Genomic DNA, 17388 nt, shown 5'->3' with positions numbered 1-17388 from the left:
CCTCACTCCCCGCCGCGCTTGACCGAGTTGCCCTCGAACAGGGCCGCCTCGTCCGGCTTGACGTCCTCCAGGTCCAGCCGGCCGCTCTGACCGTAGAAGGCCACCGGGTTGCCCCACATGACCTGGTCGACGGTGTCGATGTCGAAGCCGGCGGCGAGCATCGCGTCGGCGGTCTTCCGGGTCTTGAGGGGGTCGCTGCGCCCCCAGTCGGCGGCCGAGTTGACGAGCTTCCGCCCGGTGCCGTGTTCCTGGAGGATCCGCACCATGCGGTCCTCGCTCATCTTGGTGTGGGGGTAGATGGAGAAGCCCATCCAGCAGCCGCTGTCGGCGACCATGGACACGGTGAGTTCGTTGAGGTGGTCGACAAGGACGTGCTCGGGCGGGATGCCGGACTCGCGGACCACGTCGAGGGTGCGGCGGGTACCGACGGCCTTGTCGCGGTGCGGGGTGTGGACCAGTACCGGCAGGCCGTGCTCGATGGCGAGTTCGAGCTGTCGAGCCAGTGCCTCGTCCTCCTCGGGCGTCATGGAGTCGTAGCCGATCTCGCCGACGGCGACCACCCCGTCCTTGGCCAGGTAGCGCGGCAGCACGTCCAACACCCCCGCGCAGCGCGGGTCGTTCGCCTCCTTGGGGTTGAGGGCGATCGTGCAGCGGTGCTGGATGCCGAACTGCGCGGCGCGGTACGGCTCCCAGCCGAGCAGCGCGTCGAAGTAGTCGGTGAAGCTGTCCACGGAGGTGCGGGGCTGGCCCAGCCAGAACGAGGGCTCCACCACCGCCCGGACACCGGCCGTGTACATCGCCTCGTAGTCGTCCGTGGTGCGTGAGGTCATGTGGATGTGGGGGTCGAAGATACGCATCATGCAGCTCCGGTGAAGGCGGCGAGCGCCGCTACGGCGGCGGCTCGACGGTCGGACGAGGACGAGGTGGCTTCCCCGGGCAGTCCCGAGGCCTCCAGCGCGCCGGGGTGCGCGCGCACGATCGGCCAGATGTCGGAGGGCACGTCACGGCCGGCTGCGACCCGCTCGTGGGCGAAGTCGGCCAGCATGCGGGCGAGTTCGCGGTCCGCGCGCTCCGTGAGGCCCACCACCCGGTCGAGGGGGATACCGCAGAAGACGCACTTCAGTACGGCGTGCCGGTAGGCATCCTCATCCAGATGCCGCGCGGCGTACGGGCCGAGGGACGCCTCGATCAGGTCCGTGTCGTTGCCCCACAGCGCCGCACGCACGAGGGGCAGCCCCAGGTCGGCGAACGAGGCGTCCGAGTCCTCCAGCAGCGCCAACGAACGCAGCACTGCCCGCTGTTCGGCGCTGTCGCCGTACCGGTGGAGGGCGGTGATCTCCTCGGCGAGTGCCGCTCCGCGCAGCGGCAGGGCGGCGAGCAGCCGGGCTCGGGCGGCGTCCGCCACCGTCCAGCCGGCGGCGAGCGGTCCGCGCCCGCAGTGCCGGCCGACGGCGGGGAAGACGGTGCGCACCGCTGCCGGGTCGTCGCCGACGCGGGCGACGGCATCCGTCAGCCAGCGCTGTGCCCCCGGGGCGAGGTGGTGGTCGAGGGCGGTAAGGATGTGTGGGGCCACCGCGCATGCCTCCTTTTGGAATGCGTGTTCGACAACGGCTTTGTGGGTGTGGCGAGTTGGTTGTGTGGGGCGAAGTGACGCGGCGCCGCGGCGTCAGACCGGCTCGGCGGCCTTGAGGAACTCGAGGGAACGGCGGGCGACTTCGGGGGCGTTCAGGGACGCGCCCTGGATCTCCACCGAGACCGGACCCTGGTAGCCCGAGGCCTTCAGGGCGACCAGGACGGGCGGGAAGTCGATCTCGCCCGCGCCGAGTTCGAGGTGTTCGTGCACGCCGCGCCGCATGTCCTCGATCTGTACGTTCACCAGATACGGCGCCGCCAGTTCGACACAGTCGAGCAGGGGCAGGTCGTCGACGCAGTGGGCGTGACCGATGTCGAGGGTGATGCCGAACAGGTCGGGATCGCCGAGCCGGCGTCGCAGGTCCACAACGCGTTCCACGGTGTCGACGAACATGTACGGCTCGGGCTCGAACCCCAGCGCCACCCCGTGCTCCTGGGCGATGTCCAGGACTTCTTCGCAGCCGGCGGCCAGCCGCTTCCAGGCCTCCTCCTCCGGTACGCCCTCCGGTGCCGGGCCGCTGCACACCTGGACGGCCGGGGCGCCGAGGTCGGCCGCGATGCGCACGGCACGCACCAGCAGGTCGACGCGCCGCCCGGCGCTCGTGGCCGACATCAGCGTGGGGACGTGCTTGTGCCACGGGTCCAGCAGATACGGCGCCCCCGTCTCCACCATCACGGCCAGGCCGAGCCGGTCCAACCGCCGTGCGAGAGCGCCGACTTGCCGAGGCAGGTCGGCGGCGAACGGGTCGAGGTGACCGTGGTCGAGCGTGAGGCCGACCGAGTCGTATCCCAGGTCGGCGAGCACGCTCAGCACGTCGTCGAGCCGGTGGCAGCCGAAGCCGTTGGTTCCGAAGCCGAACCGGAGCCGCTCCACGGGACCGGGTATCGGGGTCACGTGGGTGACACCTTCCGGGCGAGTCTGCGCGCCAGCGGATGCGCCACGGCCAGGACACCGGCCAGCGCCGAGCCACCGGCGCCGGCGGTGAGCGCCGCCTGAAGGGGCATCAGCGACATGATCCCGGTGCCGACTGCCTGCCGGACGTTCGCGGCCGACGGGTTCCGTGCGGCCCGCGCCTGTGCCGTGCCGTAGGAGGCGAGATAGCCGAGCGCGCCGGCGGCGGCGCCGATCCGCGCCGCCCGGCCGCGCCGGCGCAGGCCGGGAAGTGCCGCGGCGGCCAAGGCGGTTGCCGTACTTCCGGCCAGAGTGGCGGCGGGCACGGTACGCGGCGCGCCGGACACCTCGTGGCGGCTCAGCGCCGTGACGGTGTAGGTGTGCGCGCCGACCAGCAGGGCGGCCGGCACCGCGGCCCCCCGGCGTCCGGGCTCCGCTCCGGCCAGCACGTTCAGCGCCCGGGCGCCCGCCATCGCGGCGGGACCGGCGGGTGTGGACTTCAGACGCAGGTCGTAGGCCCAGACCAGTCCGGTCAGGGGAAGCGCCACGGCGAGCGCCTGCCGCCCGCCGGCCAGGGCGGAGAGGCCGAGGCCGGCGGCCGTGAGCCCGCACGCGGTGGCGAGCGCGGTGCGGCGGGCAACTCGTCCGGAGGGGATGGGGCGTTCGGGGCGCTCCACCGCGTCGATCGTCGCGTCCGCGTAGTCGTTGAGCGCCATTCCGGCCCAGTAGAGAGCGACGGACGACGCCATCGTGGCGGCGATACGGGGCCGGGGTGTGCCACCCCCCGCGACAGCGCCGGCAAGGATGTCACCAGGAACGCTGAGCGCCGCGGGCAGTCGGATCAGGTTCGCCAAATCGGCGAGACATGGGGAATGGGGGGTATGAGGCGAATCGTTCGGGCCGTGCATGATTGGACCCTACGGTACATATTTTAATCTTCAGATACCCTGCCACCCCCATGTGCGTGAAGAAATCGTGCGCATTGGATGTACAGAAATCAACGGCTAGTTCTTCCGCTCACAGAGCACCGAAAAAGACCGGCACCGACCACGCCGGCCGCAAAGAGCAGGGCAGCCTGATCCGCCGCTGCATCATCTGGCGGAACAAGCACGCGATCGATGAACGACTACGCAAGGTGCTCATCAGGGTGAACGCTGCCTGATGAGCACCAGGCGTCTGTGCGACGCGCCCCGTCGAGGTCGACTCGCGCTCATCTCCTGCGCAGGCGCGTCCTGTGTTCAGGCCGCGGCACGGAAGACGTACGCCGTCATCGGGGCGGTGACCGGCCCCGGGCCCAGCCGGGCCGTCATCTCCTCGATGACGGTCGCCCGGACGGCCGGTCCGTCGCCGCGCTCCTCAACGGCCGCTCGCACCGGTGTCCCGGTGAGGTACCCGGTGGCAAGGTCGGCGGTCGACGCGGCCCGACCCTGAAGCGTCAGCTCCTGCTCGTCCTCGACAGCGAAGCCGGCGGCCGCCAGATCGGCGGCCACGACGGCGGGGTCGGCATAGCCGTGCGGAAACGTCTGGAAGAACCGTGGTGGGTCGACCGGAAAGGCCCGCTCCAGCCCGGCCTGCAGCGCGACTTCGAAGGCGTGCGTCGCGAGCGGGCCCCAGGTGTTGAACAGGAACCGGTCGCCCGGGGCCAGCACCCGGCGAACCTCGGTGAAGGCCTCGATGCGGTCGGGAAAGAACATCACGCCGAACTGGCAGACGACCAGGTCGAAGCCTCCGTCCGGGAACGGCAGCCGCTGCGCGTCGGCCTGCCGCCATACCGCGCCAGAGGCCCGGGTCGACCCGAAAGCGACCATGGCCTCGTTCAGGTCGGTGGCCGTCACCTCGGCCGAGGGTGCCGCTGCGAGCAGCTCCGCTGTCAACACGCCAGTTCCCGCAGCGAGTTCGAGAATTCGCCGAGGGCGGAGTGCTGCCGCCCGGGTGGCCAGGTCCTCGGCGAAGGGCCGGAAGACCACCGGCACGAGGTACTGCTCATAGGCGGCCGGCATGGATGCGGACCATCGCCGATCGGCATTGATTCCTGTCACCCTCATGACGGTAGCGCCGCGTCAGGAAACCTCTTCCTTGCCGCGCCGCCATGCACCCTGGAGCTGGACCCACCCAACAAAGCGGCAGGGCAAACGGTCTCTGGCACGGCACTAGGGTTCGTCTTCAAAGATCACCGGATGGTGGATCATGGTGGGGTGATACGTCGCCATGAACTCACCGATCAGGAGTGGGAGTTACTCGCTCCACTCATACGGCGGGCCGCGACGGGCCGACCGCGTGTGGACGATCGGCGGATCGTCAACGGGATGGTCTACAAGATCCGGACCGGGATCTCCTGGCGTGACCTGTCAGATCGCTACGGCTCATGGCAGACGGTCTGCACCCGCGTCCCGAAGGGCTTGAGCCGGGTACTTACTTCCATGCGCTCGATGTGAACCCGGAAGGTGTGCGTGTGTACTCCGCGCTCGAACTCGGCGAGGCCACCCAGGAGGACTGGAACCGAGTCATCAGGAGTTCGCGCCGGCGGCGGCGCCGTTGCGACGGCGCCGGCGGACGATCGCCAAGGTGACGATCACGGCGATCCCCGCGGCGGACACGGCGGTCCAGATCGCCGTGCTGTCGTGGGCAAGCTGGGGCAGCAGCGCGGGCGACGCTGCCAGCGCGATGACCGCCTTGTCGTTACCGGGGGTCCGGTCGAACGGGTTGGACGTGCGTATGGTGCCCTTCGCGCCGGCGACCTGGCGGTCGATGCGGATCTTGAACCCGATGACGGTCGTCCCTCCTTCGTGCCGTACCTCGGAGAACCCGTCGTAGCCGATCTCACAGACGAACGCCCCGCCTCGCTTCTTCGGCCGCGTGCACGCCCAGTCACCGCCATCGTCCTCGAAGGTGTACGGGATGGAGGTCACCGTGGTGCCTTCCGGCGGCACCACCTCGAAGCGGCCCAGCGTCTCCGCGCTCGACGGCCGTCCGGGTCCGTTGTCGCGCACCCCCAGATGGACCGTCACCGTGGTGCCGACCCGGCCCCGGACGGTCGCGGTCACCGGCTGGTAGTCGACCTGCACGGTGGTCGTGGCCTTGACGTACCCGGTGTCGCCGGTGAGGCCGCGGTCCGCCGTCCTGGTCAGGGTCAGCGGGGGTTCGGTGCCGCGCACCGTGAGTTCGGCGGGGCGCTCGGGTTCGGACGACCAGGTGTAGGAGAGGGTGCCCAGCAGCTTTCCGGCGGCGGCCGTGTAGCGGACCGGGGCACTGGTGCGGTAGGCCGTGTGAGGCGCGGCCTTGGTGGAGAACTCGCACCACGCCGAGGTGGAGGAGGTGTCGAAGTAGCAGTTGTCGGGGCGCGAGGTCAGCAGCAGCCCCTCGTCCGCGGAGATACGGAGCGCGACACCCTGTTCCGCCGTGAAACGGCTGTGGTTCGCGAACCGGGGCGTCGCTTTCCGGGACGTGCCCGGCGCCACCGCCTTCACCGACTCGTCGTCCGCCGGGGTGTGGAGCGAAGGTCCGCCCACGGTCATCCGGGTGGTCCCGGTCACCGGTGCCGCGTTGTCCGCGACGACGGTGTACGTCAGCGTCCCGCTGTCGCCCGGCTCGACGCCGTCCACGCCGTTGAGGGTGAAGGGGTTGTTGGACTCGCCGTCACCGTTCTGCACGTCGCCGTAGACGCAGGTGAACACCGGGCCGTCCTGGGTGCAGTTCCCGCCGCCGCCTTTGCTCGCCCGGGCGACGCCGTCCAGCCCCGAGGTGTCCACGGTGACCCTGACGTTGCGGCCCGGGCCCGCGTCACTGCGTTCCACGGCGACGGGGACGCCGAAGTCGCTGTTCGCGGCCTTGGCACCCTCGTCGGCGCTGTACATCCGGAAGGCCGCCGGGACTTCGACCCGCAGGGAGACCCGGCCGGAGTCGTCGGCCGCCGCGGGGATCGCGGGCGCCGCCACCGAGGCGAGAACGGCGACGAGGCAGGCCGTCAGGGCGGAGAGGCGTTTGGTGATCAGTACCCGTCGAAGCATGCGGGCACAATGCCATCGGGCATCGACGGCCATCGCCTCGGCCCTTGCTGCGCGGCCGCTGTCGCCGCACGGCAGACGGCACCGGCCGGACCTATTGATCCGAGACGGTAGATGTTCTGAGTCGTTGATCCATGCGTGAGTGAACTGGTGGGGGATGCGCGGCAGTTGTCGCCGTCGACGCAGGAGGCGCTTCGCATGCGGGCGGTGGCCGAGCTGGTGGCGGGGCAGGATCGCGAGGACGTTGCCGCAGTGTTCCAGGTGTCGCTGAAGGCAGTGGACACGTGGTGGGCGAAGTGGCTCGAGGGCGGACGTGGGGCCCTGGTGGCGCAGCCCCGCAGGCGCAGGGCCGGCGAGCACCAGATGTAGAACGAGGTGGAGCAACAGGCCGTCCGGCAGGCCGTCTTGGATCACCGGCCGTGTGATGTGGGTCTTGCAGGCCGGCTGTGGACTCGGGCCGGCGTGGGGAATCCGATCGCGAAGCCGTACCGGGTACGGCTGACCGAGCAGGGCGTGGGCAACTACCTGCGCCGATGGGGCCTGACACGTTCCAGCGCCCGGACAAGCGGGCCGTCGAGCAGAACGCGGAAGCCGTCCGCGTCTGGCACCAGGAGACCTGGCCCCGGCCATCCACGCCAAGGCCAGGGCAGAGGGGAGCGAGGTGCTCTTCGCCGACCAGGTCGGCATCCGCTCCGACCAGGTCACCGGCCGCACCTGGGGCGAGAAGGGGCGCACCCCGACCGTGCGTCGTACCGGCAACCGGTTCTCCGTGGACGCGATGTCCGCGATCAGTACGAAGGGCCGCATGCACTTCATGGTGTTCACCGAGATCTTCGACGCCGACGTCATGTGCCCGAATGGGCCGGGGGACTGGAGCGCTAACAGACCCTCATGGACACGCTCCTCCAGTGCCGGGCCGGCGGCTTGTGCGGCCTCGTCCATCAGCTGGGCCTGTTCCTGGTAGCGCGGCCGTAGGACGTGCTGGATCAATGCGCTCAGGTCGGTGAGGTGGCTGTAGGGAGGCGGCCGTGGCCCCACGGTCCGGCTCTGCCCGGACGATGCCTCGTACGTCACCGGGATCGCGCTGTCGGCGCACGGCGCACGGCGGACGGCGGGCGTAAGGGGCGTCACCGTCACGGTCGCTCTGACAGTGCACGCGGTGATCAGTCCGGCAGTGCCTTCCGCAGCGCCGCGTCCAGCGTCTTCGCGAGCGCCGCGTCGCTCGGCGGGTCGTCGCCGAACAGCGGGCCCAGCTCGGTGGTGAAGGTCTGGGTGAACGCGCCGTAGAGCGGGGTGCGCGGACGCTGGACCGCCTTGCGCAGCGCGGGAAGCAGGGTCGTACGGGCGTACGCGGGGCGCCCGGCCGCATCGCGGCGCATGCGGTCGGCGCTCTCGCCGGTGGGGGAGGCGGACGGGGTGCCACCGGCGCCGACCGGGCAGGTCACGCTGTCGTCGTCGTACGCCGAGGTCCGGGTCGCCGCGAACCCGGCGTCCAGCAGACAGCGTTCGCTCTGGCGGCCGGTGAGGTAGCGGATCAACTCGGCCGCTTTCGCGGCCCGTGGGGACGACTCGGTCACCGCGAGGTTCTGTCCGCCGAGCACCGCGCGCCCGGGCAGCGGGGCCACGCCGAGCTGCGCCTTCGAGAACGACTGGGACAAGGAGCCGTAGGCGTACGGCCACTGCCGCAGGAACTGTGTCCTTCCGTCCGCGAAGTCGCTGAGCGAGGCGGCCTCGTCGGAGTGGACGGCGTCCGTGAGGGTGTACGCCGTCTCGGTGCGGGAGCGGAGTTCGGTGATACCGGCCGTCAACTCCTTCACGGAACCGTCGTAATGACCGTCGCCGTCGGTCAACTCGAAGTCCGGCACCGCTGACGCGAACGCCTCGATCGCGTTGACCGTACGGCCCTCGTAGGCGGCGAGCTGTGTGGTCCAGCCCCCGACCTTCGGCAGCGCGCGGGCGACATCGCCGCTCAGGGTCTGGAGCTGCTTCCAGCTGATGCCCTTGCTGAGATCCGTCTGCCGCACGCCCGCCTTGTGCAGCAGGTCGGGGCGGTAGTAGAGGAGCCCGACATCGCTGTTGAAGGGCACCGCGTACACCTTGCCGTCCCAACGGGCCGTACCGGCGACGGAGTTGATGACATCGGCGTCGATCTCGTCGTCGGGCAGCGGGCGGACGAGGTGGGCGGCGGCGAACTCCGGTACCCAGGTCACATCGAGGTTGACCACGTCGTAGGCGGCGCTGCCGGACTGGAGGGCGCCGAGCAGTTGGCTGCGCTGTTCGTCGGCGTTGCCGGGGAGTTCCACCAGCCGGGCCTGGTAGCGCGAACCCGTCTTCTCCTGCTGCCGGTTCCAGGCGTCGATGAGCTGCTCGCGGACCCCGCCCTTGCCGGTGACGTCCCGCCCGCTGGCCACCACGATCTTGCCGGGACCGGAGTCGGAGTTGGAGTCGGCGGGCTGTCGCGAAGTCTGCCCGCCACCGCACCCGGCGACCAGCAGCAGGGGCAGCAACACCGTTGTGCACAAACGCCGTCGAGCCATCAGTCGTCTCCCATCCCGGTGCGCGCGACCTCGTCCTGCAGGCCCGCGCCGAGGTCCTCGTCGGCGTCCAGACACCGGCCGCCGCTCGCGTCGGAGACCTGCGCGTCCGGCTTGCCCTTGTCGCAGCCGCCGCTGACCAGGGACACCATCGCGACGGGCACCTTCACCGAACGGGCCTTCTTCAGTACGGCGTCGAGACCGGCGCCGGTCAGCCGGTTGTTGTCCTCGTCGTCGGTGACGTACACGATCAGCCGGGGATGCTCGTCGTCGGTGCCCCGGTGCGCCATGTAGTCGAGCGCGGCGAGCAGCGCGGTATGAGGATCGGCCTCGGCGTCCTGGACCTCGGCCTTCTTGTCGATGGCTTTCTCCGCGTCCGCGCGGTGATGCGGGGCGAAGGAGATCAGCTCGGTGTAGAAGTGCCCGCCGGTCAGCCCGGAGACGCCCCACACCCCGTACTCGTCCTTGCTGCCGAACCCGCCGAGGGACTGCTTCAGCAGCCCGGGTCCGCCGCTCGCCCCCTCCCAGTGGGCTTCCATGGAACCGGAGTCGTCGATGAGGAAGAGCACCCGGCCGGGCCCGTTGGCACCCCGGTAGGCGGCGAGCTCGACGTCCATCTGCACCGCGTTGGGCCCGGGCACCGGACCGGGTGTCCGCTCCACCCCGGGGGCGACCGAGCGGGTGTCCAGCAGGACGCGGTCACCGGTGGCCGAGCGGAACCCGTCCGCCGCGAACACGGCCAGCCCCCCGTTCCCGGTGAGCCAGGTGTGGAAGTCCTCGGCCGCCGCGTCCCGCGCCGGCTGGTCACGGGTGGCGCCCTGCCAGCCGACACGGACGTACGTCGGCTCGATGCCGGACGTGTCGTCCGGGTACTCGGCGATCCGGCGACTGCGGGTCGTACGGTCGCAGCCGACACCGCTCTTCAGCAGGAACTCCGGGACCAGCGCGGCCGTCCGGTTGTCCACGGTGTCGTCGTCGGGCAGCGTGCACAGCAGATCGGCGGCGGTGGGGGAAGGCGGCCCCGGCTGACGCACCAGGCCCTCCGCGGTGTCCGGTTGGGCGGCGTCCCGGTACAGGCCCATCGTGGCGAGCAGCGCCGCGTCGGTGAACTCCGGGTCGGGCCGGGCGACTTCGGCATGGGAGTCCCGGCCGCGCAACTCGTCGATCAGCTCGTTTAGTTGATGCCCGGTACGCAGGGACTCGGGGGCGGCGATGTGCTCCGGTACGGCGAGCACGAGCGGCGAGTAGGCGAAGGGTTCGGAGTCCGGGGTGAGCGTGACGACGGAGTCCGGGTCCGGGTGGGCGGTGACCCGTTCGGCGTCGGCGGCCGAGGCGGGAATCCAGATGTCCGGCTGCGGACCGACGTCCCGCTGCGGATCGGTGTCGGGGTCACGGGGTTCCTGCCAGGCCGCGGACTGCCGGTGCAGCGCGGTGACCGCGTCGGCGGCACCCGCGCTGTAGACGGTGATCCCGCTGCGCCGGCAGCCGTCGCCGGTGGTGTTCGCGTCCGACGTCAGATAGGCGTCGGACGCCGCGCGCACGGTGGACTCCAGGTCCGGGTCGGTCAACAGCCGCAGTTCGAGGGGCGGACCGCAGGAGGGGGAACCGGCGGCGAGGGTGTAGATGCCGTAGGAACCGAGTCCGGCGGCGGCGAGGGCCAGGACGAGGGTGATACGGGTGGCGGTCCCGGAGACCGGCCAGAAGCGGTCGATCCAGGTGACGACCGCGGCGGCGCAGGTGCGGACGAAGGTGCGGAGCGCTTCCCGGGTCCGCCGTAACACCGGTGTTGTGACCGGGTGTTGGGTCCGGGAAGGCGGAACCGGAGTCGGAGTCAGCGGCGGAGGCGGAGTCGGAGTCAGGAGCGGTGCCGGGGGCGGAGGTGGGGGCGATGGTACCTTCCGTGCCGACAGGAGCACGTCCTCGTCGGGCTCCGCCCGTCCGCGAGGGTCCCAGGGATCACCGCGCACGGTCCTGTGGCTGCTGGTGCTCATCAACTGCCGTAACTCGCGGGAGAGTTCCCCGAACCACACCTGTTCGTCCCGGTCGAGAAGCCGTGCCAGATGCTCGGTGAACGGCGTCGGTGTCCTCGGATCACCCGCGTCGATACGGTGGTTGGCCTGCACGCTCGTCAGCAGCAGCACGCGTCGCTTGTCCCGGAAGTCCTCCCAGACCGAGCCCGCGTTCCCGGCGAAGCAGCAGTCGAGGACGACCACGATCCGCTCGGCCCGGCTGGTGGCGAGCACGGACAGCACGGTGGTGAACATCTCGGCGCCCGGAAAGACGGCGTGCGCGCCCGCGATCACGCTCGCGTTGCGCATCTGCAGAAACAACTCGTGGCCCGCCATGGGAATGGCGCCATGACCGGCGAAGTACAACAGCAGCAGGCCCTCGGACTCCTGGACGACCGTCCGCAGCGCGTGGTTGAACTCGTCGAGCGACGGCGACCGGACCGCCCTGACCTCGTGCTCGCCGAACACCCGCCCCTGGGTCAGCACATCCCGCAACCGGTTCACGTTGTGCTTGACGGCCGGAAGATCGCCGGGCACACCGTGCGGCGGCTCGGTGACGTCGTACTCGGACACACCGACCAGCAGCGCCCGGTTCACCTTTCCACGCGGGTCGTAGGCGGGCACGGGGCTACCCGTCGTCGTCGGGGTTCGCCACACGTACGTCGGCCTCGGGCGACGGCCCGTGCTCGACGTCGCGCCGGTTGGTGCGCCAGGCGTCGACGCCCCGCCTGATGTCCTGCACCAACTGGCTGAAGACGGGTCCGGCGGCGGCGCCGACCAGCACCACGACGATCTCCGCCCCGACCCCCATCGGCGCACCGGGTCCCGGCTCGCTCGACTGCCCCTCGTCGATCCGCAACCGGTTCGCGCGCAGCAGCTCTTCGAGCGGCTCCTCCCGTGCCAGCCACGCCATCAATGCGCCGACATCCCGCTCACCGGCGGTTCTGTCCAGCCGGATGCGGATCTCCCGGTCGCGCTCCCGGTCACTGTCCTGGTCGGCCACTCCATCCCCCTCAGCCATAACTCACCATCATGGCACCACTGTTGGCTATGGGGGAGGGTGCAAAGTGCGCGGAAGGTCCTAGGGTGCGTCTTCGAAGATCACCGGATGGTGGATCATGGTGGGGTGATAGGTCGCCATGAACTGACCTATCAGGATTGGGAGTTACTCGCTGCACTCACTCTGCGGGCCGCGACGGGCCGACCGTGTGTGGAGGATCGGCGGGGCGTCAGCGGGATGGTCTACAAGATCCGGACCGGGATCTCCTGGCGTGACCTGCCAGATCGCCACGGCTCATGGCAGACGGTCTACACCCGCTTCCGCCGCTATGCGCCGGACGGCGTGTTCACCCGGGCCCTCCAGCAGATCCGGGCCCATGCGGACGCGGCCGGCGACATCGACTGGCCCGTCCAGACCGACTCCGCCATCGTCCGCGCCCGCCGGCACGCCGCCGCCACCGGCCGAAAAGGGGGACCCACCGGCCGGACGAACCAGACGATCACGCCCTCGGCCGATCCCGAGGAGGCCTGACCACCAGAATCCATCTCGCCTGCGACGGCAGGGGTCGCCCGCTCGCGCTCCTGCTGACGCCCGGCCAACGCCACGACAGCATCTGCGCACGTCCCCTCCTGGAACGGATCCGGGTCCTGCGAACCGGACGTGGACGTCCCCGCTCCAAACCAGCCCAGGTCATCGCCGACAAGGCCTACAGCTCCCGAGGATTCCGCGCCTACCTGCGCAAACGCGGCATCGCCTGCACCCTCCCGGAGAAAGCGGACCAGCAGCGACACCGGCACAACCGCGGCGGTCGGCCACCGGCATTCGACCGTGCCCTCTCCGTCGGAGAGCTTGTCCAGGGTCGTTGACCAGTCGTCCATGGCTTCTGGCGACAGGCACAGGCCAAGGCGCCCGCCGGCGAAGGCGCTCGTGATGACGAGTTCGGCATCGGGGTAGTTGTTGTACAGCGTGTCCCCAGGCCTGTGCCTGTCCGCAGAACGCGGACCCGGACACTGCTGTCCGGGTCGATCAGGCAGATCAGGCTCACCCCTCGCCCTCATCCACGAGTCCTCCAAACCCCGAACGTTCCCGATCATCATGCACGAGTCGCGAACTGGTCCTGGTCGGTTGTCGCGCCAGGAGTTCTTGGCGACAGGGGCAGGGGCCACCGGAGAGGACCTGAGGGGACCTGAGGGCGACCGAGGAGAGGAGCAAGGCGGCCGTGAAACCCAAGGAGGGTCTACGAACAGTGCTACGGATCCCGGCAGCCGTCTACGTCTACGGTTGCCGGGATCCGTGCTGACGATGGCGCCCGCACCGGGTCACCCCGGGGTGGTGCCGGGGTTCAGGCCACCGTCTGCTGCACGTACGGCGTGAGGTGGACCGGTCCGACCAGACCGTAGTTCTGCCTCGCGGACGTGCCGAACACTGTGGGGTTGCTGATCCGCAGCCGGTTGAACAGCGGGGTGGCCACCTCGATTTCGATGGTGTTGGCGCCGCGGCGCAGATGTTTGCCGAGGTCCACCACGGGGTTGAGCCGGTCGACGGGGTCGAGCGGTGTCCCGTTGACGGTGACCCGGCAGGTGTCGCTGACACTGCCCAGCCGCAACAGGGCTCCCGTGCCGGAGGTCCAGGTGTTCGGCAGCGTGACCGTCGTCCGGTAGCGGCCGATGCCGCCCACGTCGGCCAGTTCGGGGATCTGCGACCAGGGCAGCAGGGCGTCGAGGACGAGGGTGTGCGTGACGATCGTGGTGGTGGTCGCGTTGGCGCCGGGCTGCCAGTCGTCGACGGAGAGCGTCCACTGGTCGAGGGTGACGGCCGCCGGCACCTCAGGGATCTTCGTGGTGACCTTGCGGCCGCTCGACAGGGTGGTGGTGCGGGTCCCGGCCGCAAAGGCGCGTACGGTCAGTGATCCGTCCGCGAAGAGCACACTGTCCGCGTCGGTGGCGACTGCGTGCGGACGGTTGCCGCTGCGGTCCCCGAACAGTCCCGGGCCGCCCAGCGCGACGACGAGGCTCTCGCCCGGCTGGAGCGTGACGCGGAAGGTGAACGCGTCGCCGTCCTGGGTGTATTGGGCGAGCCGGGTGACCCGCCCGCTCCATGGGTCCAGCAGGTACGGGACCGCGCCAGAGCCCTTGCGGCGGGTGGCGCGCAGCGTGACGTCGTGGTCGATGAGGGCGACGGCCGGCTTGACGGTCTCGGCGTGTTTGCCGTTGCACAGGTAGTAGAAGTCGGCGTCGTGGGTGACCCGGTGGGCGTTCAGCAGGGTCGACGACACGGAGTAGACGGCGTCGGAGGACACGCCGAGTTCCGCGAACGCCGCACCGACCAGGGTCTTGTCGGTGATCCGGCGGACATTCGGCAGGACGAGCAACTGGGCTGTGAGAGACCGGAGTTCGGCTTGTTCCCCGTCGTCGGGGAGACCCGGGGTGAGCGCCTGGTCGAAGGCGCCGAGGAGCACGATGGGCAGGCCGGCACGCGCGAACCTCAGGAGTTTGCCGGCGTCCGCGACGGCCAACGTCGGGTTGGAGCCGTAGAAGAAGTCGCCTTCGAGGAACAGGGCCTTGTAGGCGGGTCCGTCGGGTGCGAGGCGTTTGCCGGAGACCTTGGCGGTGGGCAGGTCGAGCAGTGGTCCGCTCAGGAACTGGTGGGTCCAGCCGAGGGGGATGCCCGTCGAGGTCAGCCAGGAGGCCCCGATGCCGGTCGCCGTGTAGCCGGTCTGCCGGAAGACGGCGATGTCCGCGCGGGCGGTGCCCGACTGGAGCACCTCGTGGACGCGGCCGAGGTAGGCGGCGATGTCGGGCACATGGCGCCAGGTCGGCTGCCGAGGCCCCCACGACTCGCCGTATCCCGGGGCCCCGCTGTAGGGGCTGAACGCGGCGAAGCCGGGCCAGCTGACGCCCGGTGCGGTGGCGTAGGAGAAGCCGTGCATCACGGTCTGGTTGACGCCCGCCGCGTACGCCCCGCCCATGGTGCGCAGGAACTTGTCCCACGTGGTGTTGTAGGCGCCGCCCGCGTACGCGCCCGCCTCGCAGGACAGGATGCGGCGACCGGCCATGTCACGCCCGCCCGCCAGGCAGCGGTAGTCGTCGAGGTTCTTGAAGCCGAGCGACTCGCCCTCGGGGACGTCGAGAACGGCCGCCGAGGCGATGGCGTCGGTCTGGAGACCGTACGGCTGGGACCGCATCTTCATGCCGTGTCCGTGCGCCCAGGACTTGAGCGCCCCGAGGTGGTGCTTGTTGAACAGGCCGGAGACGGTCTCCCAGAAGTCGTGCCGGATCTCCTGGGTGAGCCGCGCCTCGAAGGCGAAGATCTGGTTGCCGTTGTCGAGGACGACGGCCGGCAGATGCGGCAGCAGGTCGCGTCCGGTGTGCTCGCGGAAGGCCGCGGGCAGGCCGGGCGTCCACTGCAGCCCCTTGGTCTCCAACTCGACGGAGTCCTCGAAGAATGTGCCGCCCGCCGATCCGAGGAGTTGACGGAGCGTGGAGTCCAGGATCGTGGAATCCCAGTAGCGGGTGACGGCCGAGGTCCCCGCCGCGCTGAAGTGGTCGACGACATACGCGGCGGGGGAGGAGTGCGGCCCTGCCTCGGGCTGCTGCCCCGAACCCCGTTGCCAGTACGACAGGATCACCCAGGTCGCCGAGTCGGGCGGGGTCCAGCTCAGATTGCCGCCCGACACCTGGCCGGTCAGGTCGGTGACGCTGTCGGCGTCCAGGCCGGTCGCCTTGCCGCTGGAGTAGGCGGTGTTGACGCGGGCGGCCTGTACGGCGAGGAGCTTCTGCACGGTGGCACCGGAGGCGGCCGGGTGGACGGAGGCCGGCACCGGACCGTCGTAGGCCGCACCGCCGGTCAACGTGGCTTTGCCGTAGGCGAGTTCCTTCACCGCGGCGTCGTCGTCGGGAGTGACTCCGGGCACGGCGACGGGCCAGCTCGGGCCGAGGGTGAGGTCGATGGTCAGCCCGCGGCGCGCCGCCTGCCGCAGCGCGGCCTTCACACCGTCGCGCCAGGCTGCGCTTCCCCACCCGTGGTGGGCGGTGTCCAGCACCGAGGTGTCGGTGATGCTGTGGTGCACGGCCGCGATCTCGGCGCCGCCGAATCCCGCGTCGGCCATCTGGTCGATCTCCCGCGCGATCTCCACCGGGTCCACAAGGCCGTCCGGCCACCACCAACGGAACCTGGGCCGGACCTCCTTGGCCGGTTGGGCGAACCAACTCGCCGTAGGCGCGGCTGCGGTGGAGCCAGATGTCCCGGAGGACGCGGCGCTCGCCGCCGGACCGAGTGCCGTGAGAACGCCCGTCGTCAGACCGGCCGCCAGTACCGACCGACGCGTCGCACCGCCACGCTGCGGGTGGGTTTCGTGCATGGTTCAGCCCCAACTTGTCACGGGTGAGCGAGTGTTGAATCGTTTCAATCAATGTAGGTGCGGGAACTTTAATTTGCCCTTCGAACTGAGGTCAATAGGAACGACAACGATTCAAGGCACCGAGAAGCGGGACGAGTTCGGAAGCGATTCACTCCTGGACGAGATGGCGGGCCGGACCGGGCGCCGGACGGGTGCGGGCCGGTGTCCGCCGGGAGGGCCGGGGATGTCGTACCGGCGACCTCTGCGACAGGCCGGCGCTCGACGGCGATCGCTGGTGTGCCGCAAGCCTCGAGAACCCTCGGTGTCAGGGGCTGCAAGGAATCGGATCCTGCTCACGTCTTCTCCGTCACGCTGATGTTCCGTCGAGTGGTGTAGTCACTGGTCCAGCTGATTCGGTTTCTGCTGTGGCGGAAACCGGTGATCGTCCGCGGTCGGCTGCGTTGTGAGGAGTTCGGCCATGGAGGCTTCGGAGAGATAGCGGCGGTCGAAGACCTGCCATTCGTCGTGGAGTTCGGGCGGCGCCGCGGCGGCGAGCCGGTCGAGGGCGGCGGGATTGGGGAAGACGTGGACGACGTCAGCCCGCCGTTTGGTCTCCCGGTTCAGGCGTTCCAGCGGGTTGGTGGACCAGATCTTCTTCCAGCGGACCGGTGGGAAGTCCGCGAACGCGGTGATGTCCGTCGCGGCGTTCAGCAGCATGGGCTTGACCTGGGGGAACTGCCGTCCGAGCATGTCGGCCACCACGTTCAGTCAGGTGCGGACGGCCTCGCCGGTGGTCTGCGCGAAGATGGTGCGGATGGTGGCCGCCAGGTCGCTGTGGCTGTCGGAGATGACCAGTTGGACGTTGTTCAGGCCGCGGGCCCGTAAGGAGCGCAGGAACTTCGTCCAGAACGGCTTCGACTCGCTGTCGCCGACCTCCCCGAACCGGTCGAGCCCCTTCCTCGCGCCCGCTGACCCGCG

15 protein-coding genes and 4 pseudogenes are annotated in these 17388 nt (G+C 70.2%); 7 read left to right on the top strand and 12 right to left on the bottom strand.

The window, feature by feature from the left end; genetic code table 11:
• Nucleotides 1-2: 2 nt before the first annotated feature.
• The 4 genes from OG223_RS01640 to OG223_RS01625 form a co-directional block, all read right to left on the bottom strand.
• The gene (locus OG223_RS01640) at nucleotides 3-857 is read right to left on the bottom strand and encodes a TatD family hydrolase (protein WP_329265083.1); all 855 of its coding nucleotides are present in this window, start codon (nucleotides 855-857) and stop codon (nucleotides 3-5) included.
• Nucleotides 857-1573, bottom strand: a complete 717-nt coding sequence (locus OG223_RS01635; RefSeq protein WP_329241245.1) for an EboA domain-containing protein — start codon at nucleotides 1571-1573, stop codon at nucleotides 857-859. The genes OG223_RS01640 and OG223_RS01635 overlap by 1 nt, the downstream gene beginning before the upstream one ends.
• Nucleotides 1574-1666: 93 nt before the next feature.
• Nucleotides 1667-2527 (bottom strand): sugar phosphate isomerase/epimerase family protein, encoded by an 861-nt coding sequence (locus tag OG223_RS01630; protein ID WP_329241242.1) that lies wholly within the window; start codon nucleotides 2525-2527, stop codon nucleotides 1667-1669.
• Nucleotides 2524-3432: an SCO3242 family prenyltransferase gene (locus OG223_RS01625; protein ID WP_329241239.1), complete on the bottom strand. Its 909-nt coding sequence runs from the start codon at nucleotides 3430-3432 to the stop codon at nucleotides 2524-2526. The genes OG223_RS01630 and OG223_RS01625 overlap by 4 nt, the downstream gene beginning before the upstream one ends.
• Nucleotides 3433-3563: 131 nt before the next feature.
• Between OG223_RS01625 and OG223_RS01620 the strand changes: the two are divergent.
• Nucleotides 3564-3686, top strand: a pseudogene (locus tag OG223_RS01620) (transposase); the annotation flags it as partial.
• Nucleotides 3687-3762: 76 nt separating this feature from the next.
• Here the strand turns inward: OG223_RS01620 and OG223_RS01615 are convergent.
• Nucleotides 3763-4524 carry a class I SAM-dependent methyltransferase gene (locus OG223_RS01615; RefSeq protein WP_329241237.1) on the bottom strand — a complete coding sequence of 254 codons (762 nt, stop codon included), beginning with the start codon at nucleotides 4522-4524 and terminating at the stop codon, nucleotides 3763-3765.
• 177 nt (nucleotides 4525-4701) lie between these two features.
• On the opposite strand from OG223_RS01615, the gene OG223_RS53880 reads away from it, so the two are divergent.
• Nucleotides 4702-4959, top strand: coding sequence for a transposase (locus tag OG223_RS53880; RefSeq protein ID WP_443073677.1), 258 nt, complete (start codon nucleotides 4702-4704; stop codon nucleotides 4957-4959).
• Between the two features lie 72 nt (nucleotides 4960-5031).
• Here the strand turns inward: OG223_RS53880 and OG223_RS01610 are convergent, their stop codons facing one another.
• A complete protein-coding gene (locus OG223_RS01610; RefSeq protein WP_329241234.1) occupies nucleotides 5032-6531 on the bottom strand; it encodes a hypothetical protein in 1500 nt (499 codons plus the stop codon).
• 135 nt (nucleotides 6532-6666) lie between these two features.
• On the opposite strand from OG223_RS01610, the gene OG223_RS01605 reads away from it, so the two are divergent.
• The 3 genes and pseudogenes from OG223_RS01605 to OG223_RS01595 all read left to right on the top strand — a co-directional run bounded on the left by OG223_RS01605 (nucleotide 6667) and on the right by OG223_RS01595 (nucleotide 7492).
• Complete coding sequence (locus tag OG223_RS01605; RefSeq protein WP_329241232.1) at nucleotides 6667-6897, top strand: helix-turn-helix domain-containing protein; 231 nt, start codon at nucleotides 6667-6669, stop codon at nucleotides 6895-6897.
• 6 nt (nucleotides 6898-6903) lie between these two features.
• Nucleotides 6904-7032 (top strand): annotated as a pseudogene (locus OG223_RS01600) (IS630 family transposase); the annotation flags it as partial.
• Between the two features lie 157 nt (nucleotides 7033-7189).
• Nucleotides 7190-7492, top strand: a complete 303-nt coding sequence (locus OG223_RS01595) for a transposase (RefSeq protein ID WP_329241229.1) — start codon at nucleotides 7190-7192, stop codon at nucleotides 7490-7492.
• Between the two features lie 199 nt (nucleotides 7493-7691).
• Here OG223_RS01595 and OG223_RS01590 read toward each other — a convergent pair whose 3' ends face one another.
• Genes OG223_RS01590 through OG223_RS01580 form a run of 3 tightly spaced genes read right to left on the bottom strand, consistent with a single transcriptional unit; the run spans nucleotide 7692 to nucleotide 12092 of the window.
• Nucleotides 7692-9065, bottom strand: a complete 1374-nt coding sequence (locus OG223_RS01590; RefSeq protein WP_329241226.1) for an extracellular solute-binding protein — start codon at nucleotides 9063-9065, stop codon at nucleotides 7692-7694.
• The gene (locus tag OG223_RS01585) at nucleotides 9065-11695 is read right to left on the bottom strand and encodes a substrate-binding domain-containing protein (protein WP_329241223.1); all 2631 of its coding nucleotides are present in this window, start codon (nucleotides 11693-11695) and stop codon (nucleotides 9065-9067) included. Before OG223_RS01585 ends, OG223_RS01590 begins: the two co-directional genes overlap by 1 nt.
• Nucleotides 11696-11699: 4 nt before the next feature.
• Entirely contained in the window at nucleotides 11700-12092 is a 393-nt protein-coding gene (locus tag OG223_RS01580; RefSeq protein WP_329241220.1) for a hypothetical protein, read from the bottom strand.
• A gap of 87 nt (nucleotides 12093-12179) precedes the next feature.
• Between OG223_RS01580 and OG223_RS01575 the strand changes: the two genes are divergently transcribed.
• Both OG223_RS01575 and OG223_RS53875 read left to right on the top strand, forming a co-directional pair.
• Nucleotides 12180-12602 (top strand): transposase, encoded by a 423-nt coding sequence (locus tag OG223_RS01575; protein ID WP_329241218.1) that lies wholly within the window; start codon nucleotides 12180-12182, stop codon nucleotides 12600-12602.
• Nucleotides 12599-12937, top strand: coding sequence for a transposase (locus OG223_RS53875; RefSeq protein ID WP_443073828.1), 339 nt, complete (start codon nucleotides 12599-12601; stop codon nucleotides 12935-12937). Before OG223_RS01575 ends, OG223_RS53875 begins: the two co-directional genes overlap by 4 nt.
• Here the strand turns inward: OG223_RS53875 and OG223_RS53870 are convergent.
• The 3 genes and pseudogenes from OG223_RS53870 to OG223_RS01565 all read right to left on the bottom strand — a co-directional run.
• A pseudogene (locus tag OG223_RS53870) lies at nucleotides 12911-13129 on the bottom strand (DUF5959 family protein); the annotation flags it as partial. The gene OG223_RS53875 and the pseudogene OG223_RS53870 sit on opposite strands and share 27 nt — an antisense overlap.
• A gap of 284 nt (nucleotides 13130-13413) precedes the next feature.
• Nucleotides 13414-16431, bottom strand: coding sequence for a glycosyl hydrolase (locus OG223_RS01570; RefSeq protein ID WP_329241216.1), 3018 nt, complete (start codon nucleotides 16429-16431; stop codon nucleotides 13414-13416).
• Between the two features lie 375 nt (nucleotides 16432-16806).
• Nucleotides 16807-17343, bottom strand: a pseudogene (locus OG223_RS01565) (transposase); the annotation flags it as partial.
• Nucleotides 17344-17388: the final 45 nt, after the last annotated feature.

Origin of the sequence: Streptomyces sp. NBC_01478, assembly GCF_036227225.1 — a bacterium.
GTDB lineage: Bacteria > Actinomycetota > Actinomycetes > Streptomycetales > Streptomycetaceae > Streptomyces.
The sequence above is the reverse complement of the archived record's forward strand: the minus strand, read 5'-3'. Positions and strand labels throughout refer to the sequence as shown.

Excerpts from the sequence above, each read along its gene's own strand:
- OG223_RS01640 (WP_329265083.1), bottom strand. The coding sequence starts at position 857 with ATGCGTATCTTCGACCCCCACATCCACATGACCTCACGCACCACGGAC.
- OG223_RS01625 (WP_329241239.1), bottom strand. The coding sequence starts at position 3,432 with ATGCACGGCCCGAACGATTCGCCTCATACCCCCCATTCCCCATGTCTC.
- OG223_RS01615 (WP_329241237.1), bottom strand. The coding sequence starts at position 4,524 with ATGCCGGCCGCCTATGAGCAGTACCTCGTGCCGGTGGTCTTCCGGCCC.
- OG223_RS53880 (WP_443073677.1), top strand. The coding sequence starts at position 4,702 with ATGGTGGATCATGGTGGGGTGATACGTCGCCATGAACTCACCGATCAG.
- OG223_RS01610 (WP_329241234.1), bottom strand. The coding sequence starts at position 6,531 with ATGCTTCGACGGGTACTGATCACCAAACGCCTCTCCGCCCTGACGGCC.
- OG223_RS01590 (WP_329241226.1), bottom strand. The coding sequence starts at position 9,065 with ATGGCTCGACGGCGTTTGTGCACAACGGTGTTGCTGCCCCTGCTGCTG.
- OG223_RS01580 (WP_329241220.1), bottom strand. The coding sequence starts at position 12,092 with ATGGCTGAGGGGGATGGAGTGGCCGACCAGGACAGTGACCGGGAGCGC.
- OG223_RS01575 (WP_329241218.1), top strand. The coding sequence starts at position 12,180 with ATGGTGGATCATGGTGGGGTGATAGGTCGCCATGAACTGACCTATCAG.
- OG223_RS01570 (WP_329241216.1), bottom strand. The coding sequence starts at position 16,431 with ATGCACGAAACCCACCCGCAGCGTGGCGGTGCGACGCGTCGGTCGGTA.